This window comes from Nonomuraea sp. NPDC050404, from assembly GCF_040655495.1.
Classification (GTDB): domain Bacteria; phylum Actinomycetota; class Actinomycetes; order Streptosporangiales; family Streptosporangiaceae; genus Nonomuraea.
This window is the reverse complement of record NZ_JBFAKB010000003.1, coordinates 171062-192440: the sequence shown is the minus strand read 5'-3', so window position 1 is coordinate 192440 and position 21379 is coordinate 171062. Positions and strand designations below refer to the sequence as shown.

Sequence of the window (21379 nt, the reverse complement as noted above, 5' to 3'; positions counted from 1 at the left end):
ATCCGATGACCGTCATCTCCCTGCGCGCGGCCACCCCCCGACGGTACGCGCTGACCGCGATCTGCCTGCTCGCCGCCGTGCTCTACGGGTGGTCCTGGTGGACCTGGGGCTGGGGCAACACGTACTACAGCGCCGCGGTCAAATCCATGTCGGCGAGCCTCACCACGTTCCTGTTCGGCTCCTTCGACCCGGCGGGCGTCTTCACGGTGGACAAGCCGCCGATGGCGCTGTGGCCGCAGGTCTTCTCGACGTGGATCTTCGGCTATCACGGGTGGGCGCTGCTGCTGCCACAGATCATCGAGGGTGTGGCGGCGGTCTTCCTGCTGCACCGCGCCGTACGCCGCTGGGCCGGTGAGGGCGCCGGTCTGATCGCCGCCCTCGTGCTCGCGCTGACCCCCGTGACCGTCGCGATCAACCGGGACAACAACCCGGACACGCTGCTGGTGCTGATGCTGGTGGCCGCCGCGTACGCGCTCACCCGCGCCCTGCGGACGGGCATCGCGGCGCGCCGGGCCACCGGATGGCTGATGCTGGCCGCCTTCCTGATCGGGTGCGGGTTCACCACCAAGATGCTGGCGGCGTGGGTGTGCCTGCCCGCCTTCCTGCTGGCCTATTCGTTCGGGACCTCCGCGCCCTGGCGGCGGCGGATCGGTGACCTGGCAGCCGCGGGAGGGGTGCTGCTGGTCAGCTCGTTGTGGTGGGTGGCGCTGGTGGATCTGTGGCCGGGGGACAAGCCGTACATCGGTGGCAGCACGGACGGGACCGCGCTGGATCTGGTGCTCGGCTACAACGGCCTCGGACGGATCTTCGGCGGAGGCTTCGGTGGCGGACCGGGCGGAGGTGGGCCGGGTGGGGACGGACCGGGCGGGCAGATGCCGGGTGGGGGCGGGATGCCCGAGATGCCGCCAGGTGGGTTCCAGTTTCCCGGCTCGTCCGGACAGCCCGTGCCTTACGGCGGTGATATTCCCATGCCGCGCGGCGGTGGTGGCGGCGGCGGTTTCGGCGGTTCCTCGGGGCCGTTGCGCATGTTCAACGAGGTCATAGGGGGACAGATCAGCTGGCTGCTGCCGCTCGCGCTGCTGATCGTCGTGGCCGCCGTCGCGTTCGCCGTGACGGCCAGGCGCCGAGGGGCGGTCATCGTGCCGGCCGACCGTGGCGGGTGGCTGTTGTGGGGCGGCTGGCTGCTGGTCAACGCCGTCGTCTTCAGCTTCGCCTCCGGCATCTTCCACTCCTACTACACCACGATGCTGGCCCCCGCCATGGCCGCGCTGATCGGCGCGGGAACGATGTGGCTGACCCGCCATCCCCGGGGCGCCGTGGCTGCCATGGGAGCGGTGGCCGTCACCGCCGTCTGGGCCTGGGTCCTGATCTCGCGTGACATGTCATGGAACGGCTGGTTGCGCTACGCCGTGCTCGCCACCGCCGTCGCGGCGATCGCCTTCCTCCTGATCAGACTGCGCGGTACGCGTACGGGCCCCGCCGTCGCGGCGGCCGTGCTCATCCCCGCACTCCTGGCACCGGCGACGTGGTCGATCGCCTACGCCTTCGGACCGGCCGACGCCAACAGCGTCAACCCCACCGCCGGCCCGCCCACCACCTTCGGCGGCGGCGGAATGCCCCCCATGGACAGGCGCAATACCTCCGGCCCCCGTCCGGGAAGAGGCGGCCCCATGGGCGGCGGCGCCGAACTTACCGCCGACCAGCGCAGGATCCTCGACTACGCCGTCGCCAACTCCGGCGGGGCCCGCATCAAGCTCGCGGTCAACGCCCCCGCCATGGGCACCTCCGCGTACATCATGAGCAGTGACGAGACGGTGATCGGCATGGGCGGTTTCATGGGGTCCGATCCCGCGCCGACCGCCGGGCAACTCGACCGCTGGGTCAAGGCCGGCGAGTTGCGGTACGTCCTGAGCGGCTCCGGCCAGGACCGGATGATGGGCGGCGGGCGAGGGACCTCGCAGGCCCGTACGACCTGGATCGACCGCACCTGCACGGCCGTGCCCGCCGCGGAGTACGGCGGCACCGAGCAGAGCGGCGACACCACCTCGGACAGGTCGCCTTTCGGCGGCGCCCAGACGCTCTACAGGTGCGGCCCGTAAAGGGAGGCCGCGCACGCATCGTTCATCTCTACGTCAGCAACGATTCACACATTATTCCCAGCTTCGTGCTGTCAGATGTGTGCTGACGAAGGGGGGGACATGCTGAAAAGGTTCCGCAAACCAGTCGTTCCCGCAGCCGGCAACGGCGCTCAGCCGGTGCCGGGCGTGGAACCGGCCGGTGACCAAGGTCACCGGCTGCGGGCCCCGAGCAAGATGCACGCCTTCAACCGGTACGAGATCAAGTACCTCGTGGACGTGGCGGCGGCGGAGGCTCTCAGGGAGGAGATCGAGCAGCGGCTGGATCGTGACCGTCACAGCGGGGACGCCGGATACGGCATCTGGAGCACCTACTACGACACGCGTCAGCTGCGCTTCTACTGGGAGAAGATCGAGGGCCTGAAGTTCCGCAGGAAGCTCCGGGTGCGGCACTACGGCGACCGGTTCTCCGTGGCCGACGACACGCCGGTGTTCATCGAGATCAAGCAGCGGGTCAACCGGGTCACGCAGAAGCGCCGGGTACGCCTGCCGTACCGGGACGCGCTGCGCCTGTGCGACGGACGGCGGATGGTCGAGCACGAGCCCTCCCAGCGGGCCTTCCTGGAGGAGGTGCTCGACCTGGTCCTGCGCCTGGACCTGCGGGCCGTCGCGATGACCGGCTACTAGCGGCACGCCTACCTGGGCCGCGACGCCGACGTGGGCTTGCGCGTCACCTTCGACCACCGCATCCGCGGCCGGGACCGGGACTTCCACCTCGGCGCCGACAGCCAGAACCGGCTCATCGTCCCGGCCCGCAAGTCGATCGTCGAGGTCAAGGCCAACGAGCGCGTCCCGTACTGGCTCACCGACCTGACCGCCAAGCGGAACCTGCAGGTGGTGCGGGTCTCCAAGTACTGCCAGAGCGTCGAGGCCCACGGGCTGGCCCCGCGCTCGATCTTCCACATCCCCGACCACGATCTCGACCTCGACCGCTCCCGGCCGACCGTCGCCTCGGAGGCCTGACCCCCCATGGACTTCTCCTTCCAGGACCTGTCCGGCACGTTCAGCGTGGCCGACATCGCGATCGCCATGTCCCTGTCGTTCGTGCTCAGCGCGATGATCGGCTGGGTCTACCGGGCCACGCACCGCAACGTCTCCTACAGCCAGTCGTACGTGCAGACGCTGGTCATCCTCGGCATGCTGATCTCGCTCATCATGCTGGTCGTCGGCTCGAACATCGCCCGCGCCTTCGCCCTCGTCGGCGCCCTGTCGGTGGTCAGGTTCCGCAACGCCATCAAGGAGACCCGCGACGTCGGGTTCATCTTCCTGGTGATGGGCATCGGCATGGCCGTCGGCACCCGCTTCTACCTGCTGGCGGTCGTCGCCGGCGTGGCGATCTCGCTGATCATCATGATCATGCACCGGTTCAACTGGTTCCAGCTCAACGTGCGGCGCCAGGTCGTGAAGGTCCAGGTCCCGTCGGACGAGGACTTCACCCCCTCCATCCAGGACGTGCTGATCCGGCACACCGACGAGTTCGAGCTGGTCAGCATGGAATCGATCCGGGCGGGTGCGCTGATGGAGCTCATGTACACGGTCAAGATCAAGAAGGGCAGCGAGCCCGCGGACCTCATCGGCGCGCTGCGCGAGCGCAACCACGGCCAGTCGGTCACCGTCCTGACCGGGTACGACCAGACCGACCTGTAGGGCCAGCACATGAAGCTCAGGCATCGCATCCCGGTCAAACTCCGGCACAACTGGAAACTGGTCGCGCTGTGCACGGCGTTCCTCGCGGCGTGCTGGGGCGTGTTCGGCAGCGGAACGATCCGCCCGTACGTCACCACCGCCCAGACCGCCGAGGCCAGGACCGTCACGACCAACCTGACCGGCGCCAAGAACCTGTTCGACTCCTCCGTGGCGCACGAGGTGCGGCTCACCTTCACCGACCAGGCGTACGAGGACATGCTGACCGAGTACTTCAAGGAAGGCGAGAAGAAGTACGTCGAGGCCGACCTGACCATCGACGGGACGAGGATTCCCAGCGTGGGCGTCCGGCTCAAGGGCAACTCCACCCTGGGCGGACTGACCTGGAAGGGCCAGTCCAAGCGGCGGGTCATGCCCGGCGGCGAGCAACGACCTGGCGGGCAGCGGCCGGAAGGCATGCCCGAGGGCTTCCAGCCGCCCGGCAACGGCCGGGAAGGGCGGCCACCCGGAGGCGGCATGATGGCGACGCTGAAGGCCGAGGAGCCGGAGAACCTGCCCTGGCTGATCAGCTTCGACGAGTTCGTGTCGGGCCGCCGCTACCAGAACCACAGCCAGGTGGCCGTACGACCGGCCGCGATGGGCTCGACGACGATGCTGAACGAGGCGCTGGGCATCGCGGTGGTCGGCGCCGCGGGCGAGCCGACCCAGCGCTCCGCCTACAGTTCCTTCACCGTCAACGGCCGCACCTCGACGCCGCGTCTCGTGGTCGAGTACCTGGACGAGGGCTACGCGGAGAACCTCGGCGACGGCGTCTTGTACAAGTCGCTGGCCACCGGCTCCTTCACCTACAAGGGCGAGGACCAGACCGGGTACACGACCGACTTCAAGCAGATCAACAAGGTCGGCGGCAAGGACCTGCAGCCGGTCATCGACCTGGTCAAATGGGTCGGCGAAGCGTCCGACGCCGAGTTCGCCGAGGGCCTGGCCGACCGCCTGGACGTGGCGTCGTTCGCCCGCTACCTGGCCCTGCAGAACATCATGGTCAACTTCGACGACATGGCCGGGCCTGGGAAGAACTACTACCTGTGGTACGACTCCGGCACCAAGAAGTTCAAGGTCATCACCTGGGACCTGAACCTCGCCTTCAACGGCGACGCCAAGAGCGGCGTGAACGACACCGTCGGAATGGGCCGGGGACGTACCCGGCAGCAGGGCACGGCAGGTGGCATGATGCGCATGGGCCATCCCCTGAAGGAGAAGTTCCTCAAGAACGCCACCTTCAAGCAGCTCTACGAGGAGCAGTACCGCGCCCTGTACACCAAACTACTGGCCAACGGCACCGCCTCCGGCCTGCTGGACGACCTTGTCGCCGCCTACCGGCTGAACGAGAGGGCCGACACCGCCAAAGTAGACGCCGAGGCGAAGACCCTGCGCACGTTCCTGCGGACCAGGACCGAGACGCTGGGCTCCGACAAGGCGATCAGCGGCGCCTGACACCTCCGCGGCGATGGGTTCCCAAAGAACCCATCAGCCGCGATCGAACCCGGTCAGCACCCCCTCGGCCCGCTCCATCATGTCCCTGACGATCTGCGCGGCGGGCTTGACGTCCTGGATCAGGCCGACGCCCTGCCCCATGAGCCAGGGCATCTCCTCCCAGTCGCCCTCCGTCTCCGGGACCGGCAGCAGCAGGCCGAACTTGCGTACCGCGGTCTCCTCGCCCTGCACGACCGTGGTGCCGACCCGTTCCAGGGAGTCCAGATCGTCCGGGATCTCCGACAGCCGGTCGTCCCACTCGGCCACCACCCGGTTGCGCTGCAGGCGCATCGGGTTGAACCGCGGGAACTCCGGCCCGAAGATCGAGGTGAACACCGAGCTGTCACCCGCGGCGGCGACCAGCCGCCGGTGGTGCTCGGGATGTACGCGGGCCTCGCGCGAGGCGACCATCCGGGTGCCGACCCAGACCCCGTCCGCGCCCAGGCACAGGGCGGCCGCGACCTTCCGGCCGTCGGTGATCCCGCCCGCGGCCAGGACCATCGCGCGCCCGCCCACCGCGTCCACGACGGCGGGCACGTTCACCATGGTCGGCAGGCCGCCGTAGTTGTGCCCCCCGGCCTCCCAGCCCTGTGCGACGACGACCTCGACCCCGTCGTCCACCGCGAGCCGGGCCGCGCCGGCGGAGCCGACCTGCTCCCACACCGAGACCCCCGCCTCGCGCAGCAGCTTCAGCTGGTCCGCCGGCGGATGCCCCCAGTGGAAGGAGACGATCGGCACCCGCTCCTCCGCGCACACCTCGACCAGTTCGCCGGTGGGGAAGAAGGTGATGAGGTTGACGTGGAACGGCCTTCCGCCGGTGCGGTCCCTGACCTCGCGGATGACCTCGCGCAGCCGGTCCGGGGGCATGAGCGCGGCGCCGATCGCGCCGATGCCGCCCGCGTTGGTGACCGCCGCCGCGAACTCCGGCGTCTCGGCCACGAAGGCCATTCCGGCGCAGACGAACGGGTACGGCATGGCGTACCTCGCCGTAAGCCTGGTGGACAGCACGGACATGACAACATCCTTTCCTCGGGACACGTTCGGGCCATCGGGCTCACCACACGAACTGCTGCCCGCCGTCGATGTCGTACGTCGCGCCGGTCAGCGCCGTGTTGCTCATGAGGTGCACGGCCAGCGCGGCGACGTCGTCCGGCCCGACGACGCGGCCGATCGGCAACATCGCCCGCAGCTCGGCGCGGCGCTCCTCCAGCCTGTCGCCGAGCAGCGACGCCGACAGCGGGGTGTCGACGAAGCCGGCGGCGATGAGGTTGACCCGCACCGGCGCCAGTTCCAGCGCGAGGGCCGCCGTGAACGGGGGCAGCGCGGCGGTGACGGCGGCCCCGATCCCGTGCCCGACCCGCCGGCCACCGGTGCCGCCCATGAGCAGCAGCGTGCCGGCCGACCGCATCTTGCCCACGGCGTGCCGCGCCACCTCCAGCGCCAGCACCATGTGCGCGCTGATCGCCTGGCGGGCCGCGGCCGCGTCCATGTCGAGCAGCGGCCCGTAGTGGGGCCGGCCCGCCGTGACCATGACATGGTCGATCGGGCCGGGCAGGTCATGGAAGAAGCTCGCCAGTGCAGTGGTGTCGCCGGCGTCGAAGGCTTCCATGTGCTGCGCGCCGACGTCCATCGCCGCCTGTTTGAGCCGGTCGGGGTCGCGGCCGGTGATGACGACCTCGGCGCCCTCGTCCCTGGCGCGGCGGGCCGTCTCCAGGCCGATGCCGGAGCTGCCGCCTATCACGACGACCGTCTGTCCGAGGAGACTTTTCACGGTGGGCACTCCTTCCGCCTCCCTGGCCGATGGCCATCGTCCGCCCGGACGTGCCCGCCGTCCAGAGGCGGGTGGGCAGGGCCCTGGGCGGGCCGGGTGGAGCGGAGTAGCTTCGCGGCAGAAGGCGTTCCGATCGAGGGAGGCGTCGATGAAAGCCGTGGTCCACGATCGTTACGGGCCGCCGGACGTCCTGCGGTTCGCGGAGATGCCCAGGCCCGCTCCCAAGGACGGCGAGGTGCTCGTCGCCGTCGCGGCCACGACGGTCACCAGGACCGACTGCGCCTTCCGCAGCGGCAGGCCGTTCGCGGGGCGTTTCGTCACCGGGCTGCGCAGGCCGAAGTGGCCGGTACTCGGGGTGGAGTTCGCCGGTGAGATCACGCAGGCGGGCCGGGGGGTCGGCTGGTACGAGGCCGGGGACCGGGTCTTCGGCGTCAATCCGTGGCGGTTCGGCGCGCACGCCGAGTACGTCGTCGTACCGGAGACCGCGCCGATGGCCCGCATGCCGGACGGCCTGGACTTCGAGGAGGCGGCGGCGGTCTGCGACGGGGCGACGCTGGCCCTGATGGCGCTCAAGCCGGTCAACCCGCGCAAGGGCCAGGAGATCCTCGTGTACGGCGCCTCGGGCTCGATCGGGACGGCGGCCGTTCAGCTTGCCCGGCACTTCGGCGCCGAGGTCACCGCCGTGTGCGGCGCCGCGGCCGTGGACCTGGTCGCCTCGCTGGGCGCCGGTGAGGTCATCGACCGCGCCCGGGAGGACTTCACCCGCAACGGCCACCACTACGACGTCGTCTTCGACGCGGTCGGCAAGCACTCCTTCCGCCGCTGCAAGGGCTCCATCAAGCCCGGAGGGGCCTATCTGGCCACCGACGGCCTGCGGAACGTGCTGCTGGCCAGGTGGACGGCGCGATTCGGGGCCCGGAAGGTGATCTTCCCCGTTCCGCCGCGCTATGACCGGCAGGACGTGCTGCTGCTCAAGCGGCTCATCGAGGCGGGCGAGTACCGGGCGGTCGTCGATCGCCGTTATCGGCTGGAGGAGGCGGCCGAGGCGTCCCGATACGTCGAGACCGAGCAGAAGATCGGAAACGTGGTCCTGACAGTCGGCGAACCCGCCTGACCTGGGCCTCCTATTAGCGCAGCGCCTGCGTGCCGATGACGGACAACACCTGCAGCTTCTCGTAGCTCTCACTGCCGGGAACGGCGGTGTAGACGAGCAGCGCGTGAGCCTGACCGGGGTCGACCAGCCGCTGGCAGGTGAGCTCCAGTGCACCCACCTCGGGATGAACGAAGTGCTTGACGTCGCGCGGCCGGATGCCGATCTCGTGGTCGCCCCACACCCGCCGGAACTCCTCGCTGCCGGCGAGGAGCAGGTCGGCGAGGTGCGCCGCCCGGGACCCCGGGCCACGAAGGGTGACGATCTCGCGCAGCCCGGAGGCGAACATCCGGGTGAGAAACTCATGTTCCTCCGGCGCGTAGAGCTGCCGGGAGGCGAGGTCGGTGAACCACCGGTACCCCAAGCTGCGCTCCGGCCCGGTGAATTGGGTCAGGTCGCCGGTGAGCGCGACCCCCATCGGAGTCTGCCGCAGGGTCTCGCCGAGTTCGGTGACGATCTCCGCGGGCGTGTCGTTCAGCCGATCGAGAACGCGCAGCAGGCCGGGGCTGATGTGGTCGCCGAACGCCCCCCTCGCCGGCGGGTTGTGCCCGGCGAGCCGGAACAGGTGGTCCCGCTCGTCGAGCGACAGATGCAGCCCCTGCGCGATCGAGGCGAGCATCTGGTTCGACGGCTGCGGCCCGCGCTCCCGCTCCAGCCGGGCGTAGTAGTCGGTCGACATGTTGCACAGCACCGCGACCTCCTCGCGCCGCAACCCGCTGGTCCTGCGACGCTGCCCGCGCGGGAGGCCGACGTCCTCGGGTTGCAGCGCCTCCCGGCGACTGCGGAGGAACTCCACCAGCCCGGTGCGATCGATCACGACACTCCCTCTTCTCGGTACGGCCTTCCTACCACCCGCCCCCGGCGGTAACCACGGACTGCCGATCCGCCCATCCCGGTCTGAACTCGCTGAACGGTGACCCGGCGAGCCGGGGATCGGGAGGCCCTGGATAGGTCCGCACCGTCCGCCGAGGATCGGCGTCAGCGGAAGGAGCAGCACCAATGTCACGCACACGAATCGACCTCACCGTTCCCGACCTGTCGGGCAGGCGCGCCGTCATCACCGGGGCGAGCGACGGGATGGGCCTGGCGATGGCCACTCGGCTCGCCGCCGCCGGCGCGGAAGTGATTCTTCCCGTACGCAACCTGCGCAAGGGCGAGAGTGCGATCACCACGATCAGGCAGACCGTCCCACGGGCGAACGTCTCGCTGCGCAGCCTGGACCTGTCCTCGCTCGACTCCGTCGCGACCCTCGGCGCGAACCTGCGAGGGGAGGGCCACCCGATCCATCTCCTCATCAACAACGCCGGCGTGATGACCCCGCCCGACCGCCAGACCACCGCCGACGGGTTCGAGCTGCAGTTCGGCACCAACCATCTCGGCCACTTCGCCCTCGTCGGGCACCTGCTGCCCCTGCTCCGCGCCGGACGGGCACGCGTGACCTCACAGGTCAGCATCGCCGCCCGCCGGGGCGCCATCAACTGGGACGACCCCAACTGGGAACGCGGCTACCGCGGGCAGCGCGCCTACAGCCAGTCCAAGATCGCGTTCGGGCTGTTCGGCCTCGAACTGGACCGCCGCAGCAAGGCCCACGGCTGGGGCATCACCAGCAACCTCGCCCACCCCGGCGTGGCCCCCACCAGCCTCCTGGCCGCCCGTCCCGAGCTCGGCCGCGGCCAGGACACTCCCCAGGTACGCCTGATCCGCGCGCTCTCGGCCCGCGGCATCCTGCTCGGCACGGTCGAGACGGCACAACTGCCCGCCCTCATGGCCGCGACCAGCCCCGATGCCAAGGCCGGCGCCCTCTACGGCCCCAGCGGCCCAGGCCACCTCGGCGGCCCACCCGCCGAGCAACGGCTGTACTCCCCGCTACGCAGCACGAACGACGCCGCCCGCATCTGGGACCTGTCCGAGCAACTGACCAGAACGACTATCCCGACCGCTTGACCCCCGCGGCTGTACTCGTGACACCCCCGCCGGTGCTCGTGGCAGCGCGGGCTGCGGTGCTCGTGGCAACGCGGGCCGCTTTGCTCATGGCAACGCAGGCGAACAGGATGTGGGTGCCACCGTCCACGGCGCCGGGCTCCTGGCAGGCGGCGATCTCGTGCTCCAGGAAGCGCGCCCACCGGCCGGGATCGGATTCGAGCGCCGCGAGCGCCTCACGATCCCCCAGCGTGGCCCAGTTGCTGGCGGAGGCCGCCACGATCTCCCCACCGGCGTCCTGGACGAGTTCGGCCAGCTCGCGATGGCGGAACATCCGGCACACATGCCCGTCCTGGTCCCCCTTGTGGCGCAGGTCCCCGGTGCGCAGGATCAGGTCGTTGGCGTCCTCGCCGATCGCCTCCGCCACCTTGACCGCGCCGGGCAGGAAGTGCCGCCACGTCCCCAGCAGGGACATGACCGAGCCGACGACCTGACCACCGGGACGGGTGATGCGCAGCAGCCCGCTCAGCGCGTCCCGTGCCTGCTCGAAGGCGTACGACAGCGGGCCGCCGTAAACGAGGACCAGGTCGAACTCGCCGTCGGCGTACCGGCTGGTGTCGCAGACGTCCACGACCTCCCGGCGCTCCACCGACGACTCGGCCGCGCCGCCGCGCAGGCGTTCCTCGTTGAGCGCCAGTTGCACGGGCGAGAAGTCCGTGACCACGACGCTCGCCCCCAAGGCGGCCAGTTCGGCGGTGAACCGCCCGGGGCCCGCGCCCACCTCCAGGACCCGATGGCCCGGCCGGACGAACCGGGCGAGGAAACGGCGGTGCACCTCAAGGCTGACGCGTCCCGCGACGTCACCGGTGAGCCGGTGCCACTCGGCGTCCCCGTACGCGTCGTAGTACCTGGCCACCTGCTGCCGCGCCTCGATCGTCATGGCGCACATGATGGCAAGGATCTTGATCACCGGTCGATCGGATTTCCGAGCACGCGCGTACCGGCGACCAGGTCGTGCAGCGCCGCCCGATCGCCGCGCAACAACATCAGCGCCACGGTGGCACCGACCAGCCCGTAGCAGAGCACCAGCGCGGGCACCACGACCACCGAGTCGCCCTGCCCCGTCCACAATCGCAGCACGGCGATGTGGGCGAGTTGCCAGGGCAGCAGTTTCACGGCATTGCGGACCATGATCCGGACCGGCCCCGGCCTGCCGCCGCCGACGGCGGTCACCACCAGCCCCGCGCGCCGCTTGCCCCACGTGGCCCGCGCCGTGCCCGCCTCGGTCACCACCAGATAGATCCACACGGGCAACACGCTGACCCCGGTGATCGCCAGGTCCGCCACGACCAGGGGCGCGTCGATCAGCCCGTACAGCGGTCTGAGCCCCAGCAGATACAACCCGGCCAGCAACACCAGCCAGCCGACGATCAGCAGGTAGTCCCATCCCAGCGCCACCAGCCGGCGCGCCCGGGGAATCGCCTGTGCTGCCATCCTCACTACCGCCCGAAGTCCGGAAGAGTACTCAACCTAGGTCCCAGCCCATTGGTTTGTAAGCCTTCAGCCGGTTCTCACCAAGTACAGGTGTAGATCGACGAAGGGAGCAAGGCCGGTGCGTCTCAGACGGGGGAAGCTCGCCACCGACCCCGTGGCGTTCGAAGCCTTCTACCGGCGGCACATCGACGCTGTCACGCGTTTTCTGTCACGCCGGGTCGACGACCCGCACACGGTCGCCGATCTGACGGCCGACGTGTTCCTCGCGGTGTTCGACTCGGCGCACACGTACCGCCCGGGCAAGGGCAGCGAGATCGCGTGGCTGTACGGCGTCGCGCGCAACACGCTGTCGTCCGAGCGGCGGCGCGCGCTGCGGGAGTCGCAGCTCACGCATCGCGGCCGTTCAAGTCGCAGCTCAAGGCGTCGGTGATCGAGGGCTCCGTCAAGCCCTGCGTCCCGGTGCACGACCCGACGCAGCTCGGCTGACCCGCGGCCGGTGACGGTCATCCGTCCGGGGCCGCATCATGCGCCCCGGACGGATAACCCATCGCGGTCACTGCTCCTAAACTTCCACGCATGGACGAGTTGCAGGGCAAAACGGCGACATGGCGATTCGACGAGGAGAAGGTCGTCATCCAGTACAGCTCCAGGTGGCGCAACCACGCGCTGCTGAAGGCCCTCGCCCGTTGTGAGGTCCCCCTGCCGGCCATCGCGGCGGTCGAGTTCAACTCCGTGGCGAAGAAGGGCTGGCAACTCCAGCTCCGGCTGCGCGAGCGTACCGACCCCTACGCCGTCGTCGGGCCGCTGCTGCCCGAGAAGGGCCAGCCGTTCCTGCTCGCCGGCGGCCCCGACACGGAACTGCTCGCCGAGTATTACGCCGACCAGCTCCGGATCGGGGCCGACGCCGCCCGGCTCGGCGACGGTCCGCGTCCGCCGCACGAGTACGCGCTCGCGATCGTCCCGCCCGTACCGCTGCACATCCAGACCTCGGAGGGCAGGGCGATGTTCGACGGGCAGATGTTCCGCCTGGAGTGGTCCGACGACGCGAGTTCCCGCAAGAGCAAGAAACGCCGGATGGACTACGCGCTGGCCGACATCCAGCGCGTCGAGTGGTTCCCGCAGAGGTCGTTGGACGAGGGGTACCTGCGCGTGGTGACCTGGCAGGAGGACGACGACGCGAAGTCCGCCAAGCCGCGCAAGGACTTCGCCTGCCTGCTCACCGAGGACAGCGCCAAGCAGGACGCCTGGACCCTGGTGATGGCCGCGACCGTCACCGCGCATTTGTGGGCGGCGGAGCACTCCGGAAGCCCGCAGCCGGCGAACGCGGCACAGCTCACCGCCGACACCCGTTCCGTCTACGACCGCATCCGCGAGCTCGGACGGCTGCACGAGGAGGGGCTGCTCACGGACGAGGAGTTCACGTCCAAGAAGACCGAACTCCTCAATCGCCTCTGACTCTCCGCTGTGGTGACACGGCTGCGAACGAACGAGCCGCGCCGCCACGAGCTGAGGCCCGGGGCGGCGCGGGTGTGCGTCAGCCGGGCGGCACCATTCCGTTCTTGGCGACAGGGACGGCCAACTGGGCGGAGCTGGTGAGCCGGAGCTCCTCGGGAGGCAGGTTCCCCAGCACCGGGTTCAGATGTCTCAGGGTCAGCGGCACCGGTGAGATGGTCGGGCCGCTGAGGTCGAACTTCTCCAGGTCGATCCAGCGTACGACGTTGAGCACGTCCGGCGGGATCTCGTCACGGGCCTTCTGCACCGGCACGCAGAGCTGGCGGGCGGCGGTGACCAGGACGGTCCGGGTGGGGATCTGGCTGGTCAACACGGGGTTGAGCTGGGTGAGAGCCAGGTTCCTGTTCATGGACGGGTTCGGCAGGTGCCCGTAACACAGCAGGTCGATGTGCGAGATGACCCGAAGGATGTCCGGGGCGGGTAGCAGGTTGTTCTTGGCGACCGGCACGCACAGGTGCTGCGGCACGTTCAGCGTGACGCTGATGCCAGGCACGTTCTGCAGGACCGGGTTGAGGTGACGCAGGCCGAGATTCTGGTTGATCGCGGGCCCGGCCACCCGGTAGCACGACAGGTCGACGAACCTGAGGTAGTCCAGGACGTTCGGCGGTGGGAAGACGTTGTTCTTGGCCACCGGGACGCAGAGCTGCTCGCGCTGGCCGAGCGTGACCTGCACGGGCGGCAGATTGCCGAACACGGGGTTGAGGTGGCGCAGCGCCAGTGTGACGGCCGGCGGTTGGTACGGGGTGGTCTTGAAGCACTCGAGGTCGAGGTTCGACACGAACTCCCTTGGCGTCGGCAGGGCCAGAGCCGACGCGGGCGGCGCGACGAGGAAGACGGCGGCGAATATCGCGAGGCCAGCGGATAAGAGACGTCGCACCGTGTTTCTTGGGCGGGGATTTGGTGTGCCCTTTTCGTTCATACGTCCTCCAGAGCCGGTTGGTTTGCCTTGACTGTGCGTCGGCGCACCTGGCCTGACAAGACTGGTGTCCGCAATGTGCCACGGGGTTTTCAGCAGGCACATTCGGCCGGTGAACGGGGTGGCGAAAGTCACTATTCCTCATTCTGTTGTCGGCCGCTCGGACACCATTACCGGTTTATGTCCGCCGCAAATCTTCTTTCGCCGGGCTTTTCCCGCGCCGGTCCGGGGTGACCACCAGTTGGCGCCGCTCATCAGTTGCATGATCGCGGGCGCGAGCAGGGCGCGTACCAGCGTGGCGTCCAGCATCACCGCCACCAGCACCCCCAGCCCCATCATCTTGAGCAGCACCAGGGAAGAGGTGGCCAGGGCGGCCATCACGACGGCGAAGATCAGTGCGGCGCTGGTGAACAGCCCACCGGTACGGCGCAGGCCGGCGGTCACGGCCGCGCGGGTGTCGCCGTGGCGCCGATATTCCTCGGTGACCCGCGACAGCAGGAACATCTCGTAGTCCATCGACAGGCCGAAGGCGACCCCGAACACCAGGATCGGCATGATGGTGTCGAGCGTTCCGGTGGCGGTGAAGTCGCCGACCAGGGCCTTCAGATTGCCGTCCTGGAACACGTACACGAGGAAGCCGAAAGCGGCGCCCATGCTCAGGGCGTTGAGCAGCAGCGCCTTGACGCCCAGCACGGGAGCGCCGGTCATCAGCGTCACCACGATCATGGTGGCCAGGGCCGCGATGGCGAGCATCCAGCCCAGCCGCTGTCCCACGACCTGGCGGCTGTCGGCCAGTACCGCGCGCCCCCTGCCGCCGGACGCGGTGCTGTCCAATTCATTCGGCTTCGGCGGCCACAACGCCACCCTGATCTTCTCCCGCCCGTGAGACTGTCCAACACCGAGATATCCCACCGCCGGGGCGTCGGCACATGACGACGGCCATCGCGTGATCCTGCAAGGCGCAGTTCACCGCGTGATGGCCGCATCCTGCAAGGCGCAGTTCACCGCGTGATGGCCGCAGACACAGCGTGACGCCCGAGCAGTCGCCGGCGCAGCAGATTCAGACTTGTTGCGATCCATGGTGAAGACCATGGCCGGGACATTGATGTCGTTCGGGGCCGTTGCCGTCAGGCGTCTCCCTTATCGCGCTGGTCGAAGATGGCAAGTGCGACGGCACCGACCATGAACCCGATGCCTATCAGAGCACATGAGATCGCGAATCCTGGCTCTCTCCCCACGTTCCCGAAGAGCACACCGAGGATGGCGATAGCGAGGGCGACAACGCCGGCCACTAACGCATAGGTAAACAGATCGCGATCAGTCACGGGGCATCTCTCCGACAGGGAAGCAGCACGAGATCATGGAAGTGCCAGATTAGCCATCGACCTCCCGCATGTTCCTCCCTTGCCTGATCTTCCCGTCTGCCTCGTCCACCCGTAGGGCAAGCGGACCCGGGCTTTCTGCATCACACTGCTGGGCTGTCGCGGACCGAGGTGGTTTCTCATCCCATGTGGAAATCGCGATATATCGCCGGATTTCACCTAGGTGAGGTTCGGCTCGTCCTGCTGCAAATTGCCGTCCGGTGTGAGACACCTGAAGCAGGCCGCTGCCGGCGGGCCCTGGCAGACGGCTCCGCACCCCTCCATATCCCCATTGGCCGGATCGTGAAGGAGAGCGACCCAACCACTACCCCCATCGCTTGAGAGCGGGCGTGTCCGGCGAGCGGTATCGCCGCTCCGGCGCGCCACCCAGTTGGTTCGCCGATGGGCGGCTTGGCCGGCCAGGTCGCCCGGAGTCGGCGCTCGGGGGCTCCATACCTGCGCGACCGGCGTGGTCGCATGCTTTCGGGCTGCGGCCGTGCAGGTGGCGCGGGCTTGCCGAGGTCTCGTCCGTGCCTTCCCGGAGGTGCGGATCCGGCTCGGCGTCCGTTGCCCATTCCGCGCCGCGGCACACGCGTCCGCCGCGGAGCGCGGGCCGGGACGGCATCACCTCATGACGAAGGGTCAAATGGCCATGCACTCAACCACGTCAGTTCTCCAACGCTCACCGCGGCCCCGGCGGCTGCGCCCGGCCTTATGGCGACGCACCCTGGCAGCCCTGTGCGGACTGCTGCTGACCGTTCTCACCCTGGTCACTCTGCCGGCCTCTCCCGCCCACGCGGCCGCCCTCACGGCCTACGTCACCAATCAGGCTGCCGACACGGTGACGCCGATCGACGTGGCCACCAACACCGCCGGCACCGCCATCAGCGTCGGCGACGCCCCGACCGGCGTCGCGATCACACCCGACGGCGCCACCGCCTACGTGGCCAACCAGGGCAGCAACAACGTGACGCCGATCGACGTGGCCACCAACACCGCCGGCACCCCCATCGCTGTCGGCACCAACCCGACCAATATCGCGATCACACCCGACGGCGCCACCGCCTACGTGGCCAACCAGGGCAGCAACAACGTGACGCCAATCGACGTGGCCACCAACACCGCCGGCACCGCCATCAGCGTGGGCACCAATCCAACCGATATCGCGATCACCCCTGACGGCGCCACCGCCTACGTCACCAACCAGAACAGCAACAACGTGACGCCAATCGACGTGGCCACCAACACCGCCGGCACCGCCATCACCATCGTCGGCGTTCTGATCGGGATCGCGATCACCCCTGACGGCGCCACCGCCTATGTCGCCAACCTCAGCGGCCACGCGGTGAGACCGATCACCCTAGCCACCAACACCGTCGGCAGCGCCATCCTCAGCGGCAACGCCAACCCGATCGATATCGCGATCACTCCTGACGGAGCCACGGCCTACGTCACCAACCAGGGCAGCAACAACGTGTCGCCGATCACCGTGGCCACCAACACCGTGGGTACCAGCATTGGCGTCGGCCCGAACCCGGACGGGATCGCGATCACCCCTGACGGAGCCACCGCCTACGTCGTCAACCGCGCCAACAGCACGGTGACGCCGATCACCATAGCCACGAACACCGCCGGCACCCCCATCGCCGTAGGCAGCAACCCGATCGGGATCGCGATCACACCGATCCTGCCACCCGCCGCAGACCTGAGCGTGTCGGTCGCCGATTCGGCCGACCCGGTCAACCTCGGCGCCACCTTCACCGACACCCTGACCGTGACCAACAACGGCCCCGACGACGCGACCGGCGTGACCGCGACGCTCGCCCTCTCCGGCGCCTCGGCCGGGATCGTCTCCGCCACCGCCTCCCAGGGCTCGTGCACCGTGACCAGTTCGGTGTCCTGCAGCCTGGGGAATTTGGCGGCCAGCGCGAACGCGACCGTCACCGTGACGTTGTCGCCGGCGGCGACCGGGACGGTGACCGCGACCGCCGGCGTGGACGCCACCGAAGACGACCCCACCCCGGGCAATGACAGCGACGTGGAGAACACCACCGTGGCCAACGGGCTGGGCTGCACCATCACCGGCACCAACGGCAACGACACCCTGGGCGGCGGCAACAGCGCCGACGTGATCTGCGGGCTGGCCGGCAACGACATCATCACCGGCGGCAACGCGGGCGACACCCTGTACGGCGGGCCCGGAGCCGACACCCTCGTCGGCGACAACAGCAACGACACCGTCTACGCCGGGCCCGGGGACGACACGCTGGCCGGCGGCAACGGCGACGACACCCTCTACGGCGAAGCCGGCAACGACGACAGCAAGGGCGAAACCCTCATCGAAGCCCTCCTCGGATTGTTCGACAACGGCGCCGACCACATCTACGGCGGCCCCGGCAACGACGACCTCGACGGCCAGAACGGCAACGACACCCTCCTCGACCACGACGGCACCGACACCATGAGCGGCAACCTCGGCAGCGACACCATCGACGTCCAAGACGGCGTGGCCGGTGACACCGCCAACGGCGGCCTCGGCAACGACACCTGCGCCACCGACGCGGGCGACACCGCCACCAGCTGCTGACCCCCAAGGACCCCCAAGGCCAGCGGGCGCGCGCCTGACCGGCAGCGGATCGAAGGATCGGGGTTTACGTTGCCGGCCGGGCGCCGCCGCGCCTCTTCAAACGGAGTGACCTGTCATGACGTACCAGCTGCGCGCGCTCGCCCTGCTGCTCGGCGTCGTTCTCGGCGCCGCCCTGCTCGCGCCCCCCGCTGCGGCCTCCGCCGGCGGATTGGAGGTCACCTGCACGCCTCCCAGCAGCAACAACGTCACCTACAACCCGCCGCTGACGCAGTCACCGCAGACCGTGACGGTGTCCAGCTCCGTCACCTACAACCCGTGCGTGTCCCTCACCCAGCCGACCCTGACCTCCGGCACCCGCGCCAACGTCATCGTCTCCACGCGCAGTTGCCCGGATCTGCTCGCCAGCGCCCCCGCCACCTTCACGATCAACTGGAACACCGGCCAGTCCTCGACGATCTCCGGCACCAGCAACACCAGCACCGCCGGCGCGCTCATCGTGGTCGCCATCACCGGGACCGTCACCGCGGGCTTGTTCGCCGGGGCCGCCGTAACCCAGGTCAACACCGCCCCCTCAGCGCAGATTTTGCTGTGCACCCTCGGGCTGGGCACCGTCTCCAACCTCACCTCCCTGGTCACCCTGACCATCACCTCCTGAGCGGCGCTCCAGAGCCCTACGTCCTGATCAACCCTTCACCGGCCGCTACCTCGGCTGCGGTCCGGCCCTTGAGGGCCGCCCACCGGCCGTACCGCACGATCCGGCAGGAGCTTGTGGTCGCGGGCCCGCTCGACCGCGGCCTGCCGGGAGGAGACGGCCAGCTTTCGGTAGACGGTACGCACGTGCGTACGGACCGTGTTGACCGACAGCTGCAGCTCGGCGGCGATCTGCGAGATGCTCAACGAAGTCGCCAGCAGGCCGAGCACCACCCGTTCCTGCCTCGTCAGCGCGTACGGCCGCGGCGCCGGAGGCGGGCCCGCGGGCGCCGGCGTGGCGCCTGTAGCGCGGATGGCCTGGCGCAGGTCGTGCACCTGTTCGCTCAGATAGCCGCCGTCGGCGAGGCCTGCCAGCAGGTCATCGGCCTGATCACAGGCGGCTCGGGCGGCGGCGTGGTCACCGGTGGCCAGGTGCCAGCGCGCGAGCGCGGCCACGTTCATCAGCGCGGGCCAGCGCGACAGGCCGGGCGCGCGGGTCCGCAGCGCGGCGGCGTGATCGAGCTCGTGGCGGGCGGCGGCCAGCTCACCACGTTGCGTCAGGCAGGTGGCGTGGGCGGTGTAGGCGAAGCTCGCCTGCGCCGACCCGGCCAGGTGATGCTCTTCCACCTGGCTCCGGCACACCGCCGCCAGCGCCGCGGCCTGATCGTGGCGGCCGAGCGCGGTACAGGCCAGCGACTGCATCGCCATCGCGATGATCTGAAACAGCGAGGTGCCGGCCCGGCTCCGGCTCGCCTGCTCCAGCACCCTGAGCGCCTGATCATGGCGCCTGGTCAGGTACAGATTCACCCCGTGGCTGAAACGCGCCATCACGTACCACGGCGAGGACGGGTCGTCCTCCAACTCGGCGGCCAGGCGGGACTCGGCCAGCCGCTGCGCCAGGTCGTCGGTCAGGAACGTGCCGCGCAGCAGCGCCGCCGCCGACTTCAGTGACCGGGTGCCGTCCGGCAGCGGCCCGTCCCAGCCGAGGTTCTCGGCCACGTCCAGCCAGGCGATCGCGCCGGGCAGGTCGCCGGTGACCGCGCCCGCCCAGGCGGCGCTGACCGCGGCAGGGGTGTCCCGGCCGATCGCCTCGTCGCCGATCGTCTCGATCAGCGATGTCAGCGTGGCCGTACGGCCCGTGGTGACGTACCCGAGCCAGGACCGCGCCAGCAGCGCGGCCGCCGTGGGCGAGTCGCCGGCGGCCACCGCGTGGCCGATGGCCGCCTCGACGTGGCCGTGCCCGGCCAGCCAAGCTTCCGCCCGCCGGTGCAGGCGGACGGGCAGATCGGGATCGGTCCTGGTCAGCAGGGCGCGCAGGCACTGGCCGAACAAGTGGTGATAGCGATACCACTGCCGCCGCTCGTCCAACGCGATCACGAACAGGTTGCCGGCGGCCAGCTCGGCCAGCATCTCCTCGGCCTCGCTCACCTCAACGCCGCACATGTGCGCCGCCAGCGCGGCGGTGAAGGCGTCCAGCCCGCAGGTGCGCAGCAGGAACCGGCGCACCTGCGGAGAGCAACCGGCCAGCACCTCTTCGGCCAGGTAGTCGCTGATGTGCCGGTTGTCCCCGGCGAAGGAGGCCAGGAAGGCCGCCGGGTCGCCGATGTGCCCGCGTAAGGACAGCGCGGCCAGGTACACCGCAGCCGGCCAGCCTTCGGTTCGTACTGTCAGATCCTCCACCTGCTCATCGGTCAGAGCGACGGCGGCGACGTCCGGCAGCGCCCGTACCTGCGCCGCCGAGAACCGCAGTTCGTCGGGCCCGAGCTCCACCAGATCGCCGCCGGCCCGCAGCCGGGCCAGCGGCAGCATCGGGCGGTGCCGGGAGCTGAGCACCAGCTGATGCCCCGGCCTCAGCCCGTCCAGCAACGCCTCCACCTGCGCCCAGCCCACGGTGGCGGTCAGCAGGTGGACGTCGTCCAGCACCAGCACCACCGGCCTGCTCACCCGGCCCAGCCGCTCCAGCAGCCGTGGTAGCACCACCCCGGCGAGGTCCGGGCTCTGCACTCGCGTCATGGCGCACAGATCATCGACGGCCACACCGGCCCCCGCCTGGCCCACCGCTGCCAGGATCCGCGTCCACAGCCGGACCGGATCGTTGTCCAGCCCGTCCAGCGACAGCCACGCCAGCGCCCGCCGCTCCCGCGCGTCGGCCCGCCACTGCGCCAGCAACGTCGACTTGCCGTACCCACCCGGCGCCGCGATCACCACCAGCCGCACCCCGGCGGCCGCCAGCAGTCGCTCCACCAGACGCGGCCGCGCCACCCACCCCGGCCGCACTCCCGGCACCGGCGTCACGCCACCGGCGAGACTCCTGTCCGGCAGCACGTTCCCCCCGCGCCCCGACACCTCCCGCGCCAGGACCCGGGCAAACCCGTCATCGCTCACCAGCACCCCGCCGCGCGCGCCCCTCGCCTCTGCCGGCATCCGCACCGTACGCCAACCCCCTTGCCAGCGTGTACGCGAGCCTCGCTAGCCCAGGCCCCCTACCGTCCTCCCTGCAGCATCCGCCTCCAGCGCAGACCCGTCAGCGTGTCACCGCCGTCCGCATCCGGCCATTCCTCTTCAGGACCTGAACTGGCCTGACAGTATGCAACCCCCGCACCCCGGCTCGGCCCTGCCTCCGGCAGCCCAGGGACGCGAAAGATGTTCGGGCCGTCCTGGCATGC

Annotated in this window: 18 protein-coding genes and 1 pseudogene; 10 read left to right on the top strand and 9 right to left on the bottom strand. The window is 69.8% G+C overall.

The features are described 5' to 3' along the window. Positions 1 to 5 precede the first annotated feature (5 nt). The 4 genes and pseudogenes from AB0I81_RS09255 to AB0I81_RS09240 all read left to right on the top strand — a co-directional run bounded on the left by AB0I81_RS09255 (position 6) and on the right by AB0I81_RS09240 (position 5273). Positions 6 to 2099, top strand: a complete 2094-nt coding sequence (locus tag AB0I81_RS09255) for a glycosyltransferase family 39 protein (protein WP_360652602.1) — start codon at positions 6 to 8, stop codon at positions 2097 to 2099. Positions 2100 to 2174: 75 nt separating this feature from the next. After that, a pseudogene (locus AB0I81_RS09250) lies at positions 2175 to 3098 on the top strand (polyphosphate polymerase domain-containing protein). A gap of 6 nt (positions 3099 to 3104) precedes the next feature. Next, positions 3105 to 3782, top strand: a complete 678-nt coding sequence (locus tag AB0I81_RS09245; protein WP_360652599.1) for a DUF4956 domain-containing protein — start codon at positions 3105 to 3107, stop codon at positions 3780 to 3782. Between the two features lie 9 nt (positions 3783 to 3791). Next, positions 3792 to 5273, top strand: coding sequence for a CotH kinase family protein (locus AB0I81_RS09240; protein WP_360652596.1), 1482 nt, complete (start codon positions 3792 to 3794; stop codon positions 5271 to 5273). 33 nt (positions 5274 to 5306) lie between these two features. Here AB0I81_RS09240 and AB0I81_RS09235 read toward each other — a convergent pair whose 3' ends face one another. Together AB0I81_RS09235 and AB0I81_RS09230 are read right to left on the bottom strand one after the other, a co-directional pair. Continuing rightward, a complete protein-coding gene (locus AB0I81_RS09235; protein WP_360652594.1) occupies positions 5307 to 6326 on the bottom strand; it encodes a nitronate monooxygenase in 1020 nt (339 codons plus the stop codon). 40 nt (positions 6327 to 6366) lie between these two features. Continuing rightward, a complete protein-coding gene (locus AB0I81_RS09230; protein ID WP_360652591.1) occupies positions 6367 to 7083 on the bottom strand; it encodes an SDR family oxidoreductase in 717 nt (238 codons plus the stop codon). A gap of 148 nt (positions 7084 to 7231) precedes the next feature. Here AB0I81_RS09230 and AB0I81_RS09225 point away from each other — a divergent pair, with 148 nt between their 5' ends. Next, positions 7232 to 8197: an NAD(P)-dependent alcohol dehydrogenase gene (locus AB0I81_RS09225; RefSeq protein WP_360652588.1), complete on the top strand. Its 966-nt coding sequence runs from the start codon at positions 7232 to 7234 to the stop codon at positions 8195 to 8197. A 13-nt stretch (positions 8198 to 8210) separates the two neighbouring features. Here AB0I81_RS09225 and AB0I81_RS09220 read toward each other — a convergent pair whose 3' ends face one another. Beyond that, a complete protein-coding gene (locus tag AB0I81_RS09220; RefSeq protein ID WP_360652585.1) occupies positions 8211 to 9050 on the bottom strand; it encodes a helix-turn-helix transcriptional regulator in 840 nt (279 codons plus the stop codon). A gap of 182 nt (positions 9051 to 9232) precedes the next feature. Between AB0I81_RS09220 and AB0I81_RS09215 the strand changes: the two genes are divergently transcribed. Continuing rightward, on the top strand, positions 9233 to 10177 hold the full coding sequence (locus AB0I81_RS09215) for an SDR family oxidoreductase (RefSeq protein ID WP_360652582.1): 945 nt from the start codon (positions 9233 to 9235) through the stop codon (positions 10175 to 10177). Here AB0I81_RS09215 and AB0I81_RS09210 read toward each other — a convergent pair. Next, positions 10161 to 11123 (bottom strand): class I SAM-dependent methyltransferase, encoded by a 963-nt coding sequence (locus tag AB0I81_RS09210; protein WP_360652579.1) that lies wholly within the window; start codon positions 11121 to 11123, stop codon positions 10161 to 10163. The genes AB0I81_RS09215 and AB0I81_RS09210 overlap by 17 nt on opposite strands. Further along, positions 11120 to 11647 (bottom strand): RDD family protein, encoded by a 528-nt coding sequence (locus AB0I81_RS09205; RefSeq protein WP_360652576.1) that lies wholly within the window; start codon positions 11645 to 11647, stop codon positions 11120 to 11122. Before AB0I81_RS09205 ends, AB0I81_RS09210 begins: the two co-directional genes overlap by 4 nt. 118 nt (positions 11648 to 11765) lie before the next feature. Between AB0I81_RS09205 and AB0I81_RS09200 the strand changes: the two genes are divergently transcribed. Beyond that, positions 11766 to 12077 (top strand): sigma factor, encoded by a 312-nt coding sequence (locus AB0I81_RS09200; RefSeq protein ID WP_360652573.1) that lies wholly within the window; start codon positions 11766 to 11768, stop codon positions 12075 to 12077. A 146-nt stretch (positions 12078 to 12223) separates the two neighbouring features. Beyond that, a complete protein-coding gene (locus AB0I81_RS09195) occupies positions 12224 to 13102 on the top strand; it encodes a DUF4429 domain-containing protein (protein ID WP_360652570.1) in 879 nt (292 codons plus the stop codon). 79 nt (positions 13103 to 13181) lie between these two features. On the opposite strand, the gene AB0I81_RS09190 is transcribed toward AB0I81_RS09195, so the two are convergent. The 3 genes from AB0I81_RS09190 to AB0I81_RS09180 all read right to left on the bottom strand — a co-directional run bounded on the left by AB0I81_RS09190 (position 13182) and on the right by AB0I81_RS09180 (position 15400). Beyond that, positions 13182 to 14036, bottom strand: a complete 855-nt coding sequence (locus AB0I81_RS09190) for a hypothetical protein (RefSeq protein ID WP_360652567.1) — start codon at positions 14034 to 14036, stop codon at positions 13182 to 13184. A 180-nt stretch (positions 14037 to 14216) separates the two neighbouring features. Then, entirely contained in the window at positions 14217 to 14909 is a 693-nt protein-coding gene (locus tag AB0I81_RS09185; protein ID WP_360652564.1) for an MMPL family transporter, read from the bottom strand. A 293-nt stretch (positions 14910 to 15202) separates the two neighbouring features. Further along, on the bottom strand, positions 15203 to 15400 hold the full coding sequence (locus AB0I81_RS09180; protein WP_360652561.1) for a hypothetical protein: 198 nt from the start codon (positions 15398 to 15400) through the stop codon (positions 15203 to 15205). 682 nt (positions 15401 to 16082) lie between these two features. Here AB0I81_RS09180 and AB0I81_RS09175 point away from each other — a divergent pair. Next, a complete protein-coding gene (locus AB0I81_RS09175) occupies positions 16083 to 18023 on the top strand; it encodes a beta-propeller fold lactonase family protein (protein ID WP_360652558.1) in 1941 nt (646 codons plus the stop codon). Positions 18024 to 18138: 115 nt separating this feature from the next. Next, positions 18139 to 18678 (top strand): hypothetical protein, encoded by a 540-nt coding sequence (locus AB0I81_RS09170; RefSeq protein ID WP_360652555.1) that lies wholly within the window; start codon positions 18139 to 18141, stop codon positions 18676 to 18678. Between the two features lie 35 nt (positions 18679 to 18713). On the opposite strand, the gene AB0I81_RS09165 is transcribed toward AB0I81_RS09170, so the two are convergent. Continuing rightward, positions 18714 to 21137, bottom strand: a complete 2424-nt coding sequence (locus AB0I81_RS09165; protein ID WP_360652552.1) for a LuxR C-terminal-related transcriptional regulator — start codon at positions 21135 to 21137, stop codon at positions 18714 to 18716. Positions 21138 to 21379 lie beyond the last annotated feature (242 nt).

Bases quoted from the DNA above. Each gene is read 5' to 3' on its own strand.
- AB0I81_RS09235 (WP_360652594.1), bottom strand. From the start codon at position 6,326: ATGTCCGTGCTGTCCACCAGGCTTACGGCGAGGTACGCCATGCCGTAC.
- AB0I81_RS09245 (WP_360652599.1), top strand. From the start codon at position 3,105: ATGGACTTCTCCTTCCAGGACCTGTCCGGCACGTTCAGCGTGGCCGAC.
- AB0I81_RS09205 (WP_360652576.1), bottom strand. From the start codon at position 11,647: ATGGCAGCACAGGCGATTCCCCGGGCGCGCCGGCTGGTGGCGCTGGGA.
- AB0I81_RS09165 (WP_360652552.1), bottom strand. From the start codon at position 21,137: ATGCCGGCAGAGGCGAGGGGCGCGCGCGGCGGGGTGCTGGTGAGCGAT.
- AB0I81_RS09195 (WP_360652570.1), top strand. From the start codon at position 12,224: ATGGACGAGTTGCAGGGCAAAACGGCGACATGGCGATTCGACGAGGAG.
- AB0I81_RS09240 (WP_360652596.1), top strand. From the start codon at position 3,792: ATGAAGCTCAGGCATCGCATCCCGGTCAAACTCCGGCACAACTGGAAA.
- AB0I81_RS09225 (WP_360652588.1), top strand. From the start codon at position 7,232: ATGAAAGCCGTGGTCCACGATCGTTACGGGCCGCCGGACGTCCTGCGG.
- AB0I81_RS09255 (WP_360652602.1), top strand. From the start codon at position 6: ATGACCGTCATCTCCCTGCGCGCGGCCACCCCCCGACGGTACGCGCTG.
- AB0I81_RS09175 (WP_360652558.1), top strand. From the start codon at position 16,083: ATGGCCATGCACTCAACCACGTCAGTTCTCCAACGCTCACCGCGGCCC.
- AB0I81_RS09170 (WP_360652555.1), top strand. From the start codon at position 18,139: ATGACGTACCAGCTGCGCGCGCTCGCCCTGCTGCTCGGCGTCGTTCTC.
- AB0I81_RS09215 (WP_360652582.1), top strand. From the start codon at position 9,233: ATGTCACGCACACGAATCGACCTCACCGTTCCCGACCTGTCGGGCAGG.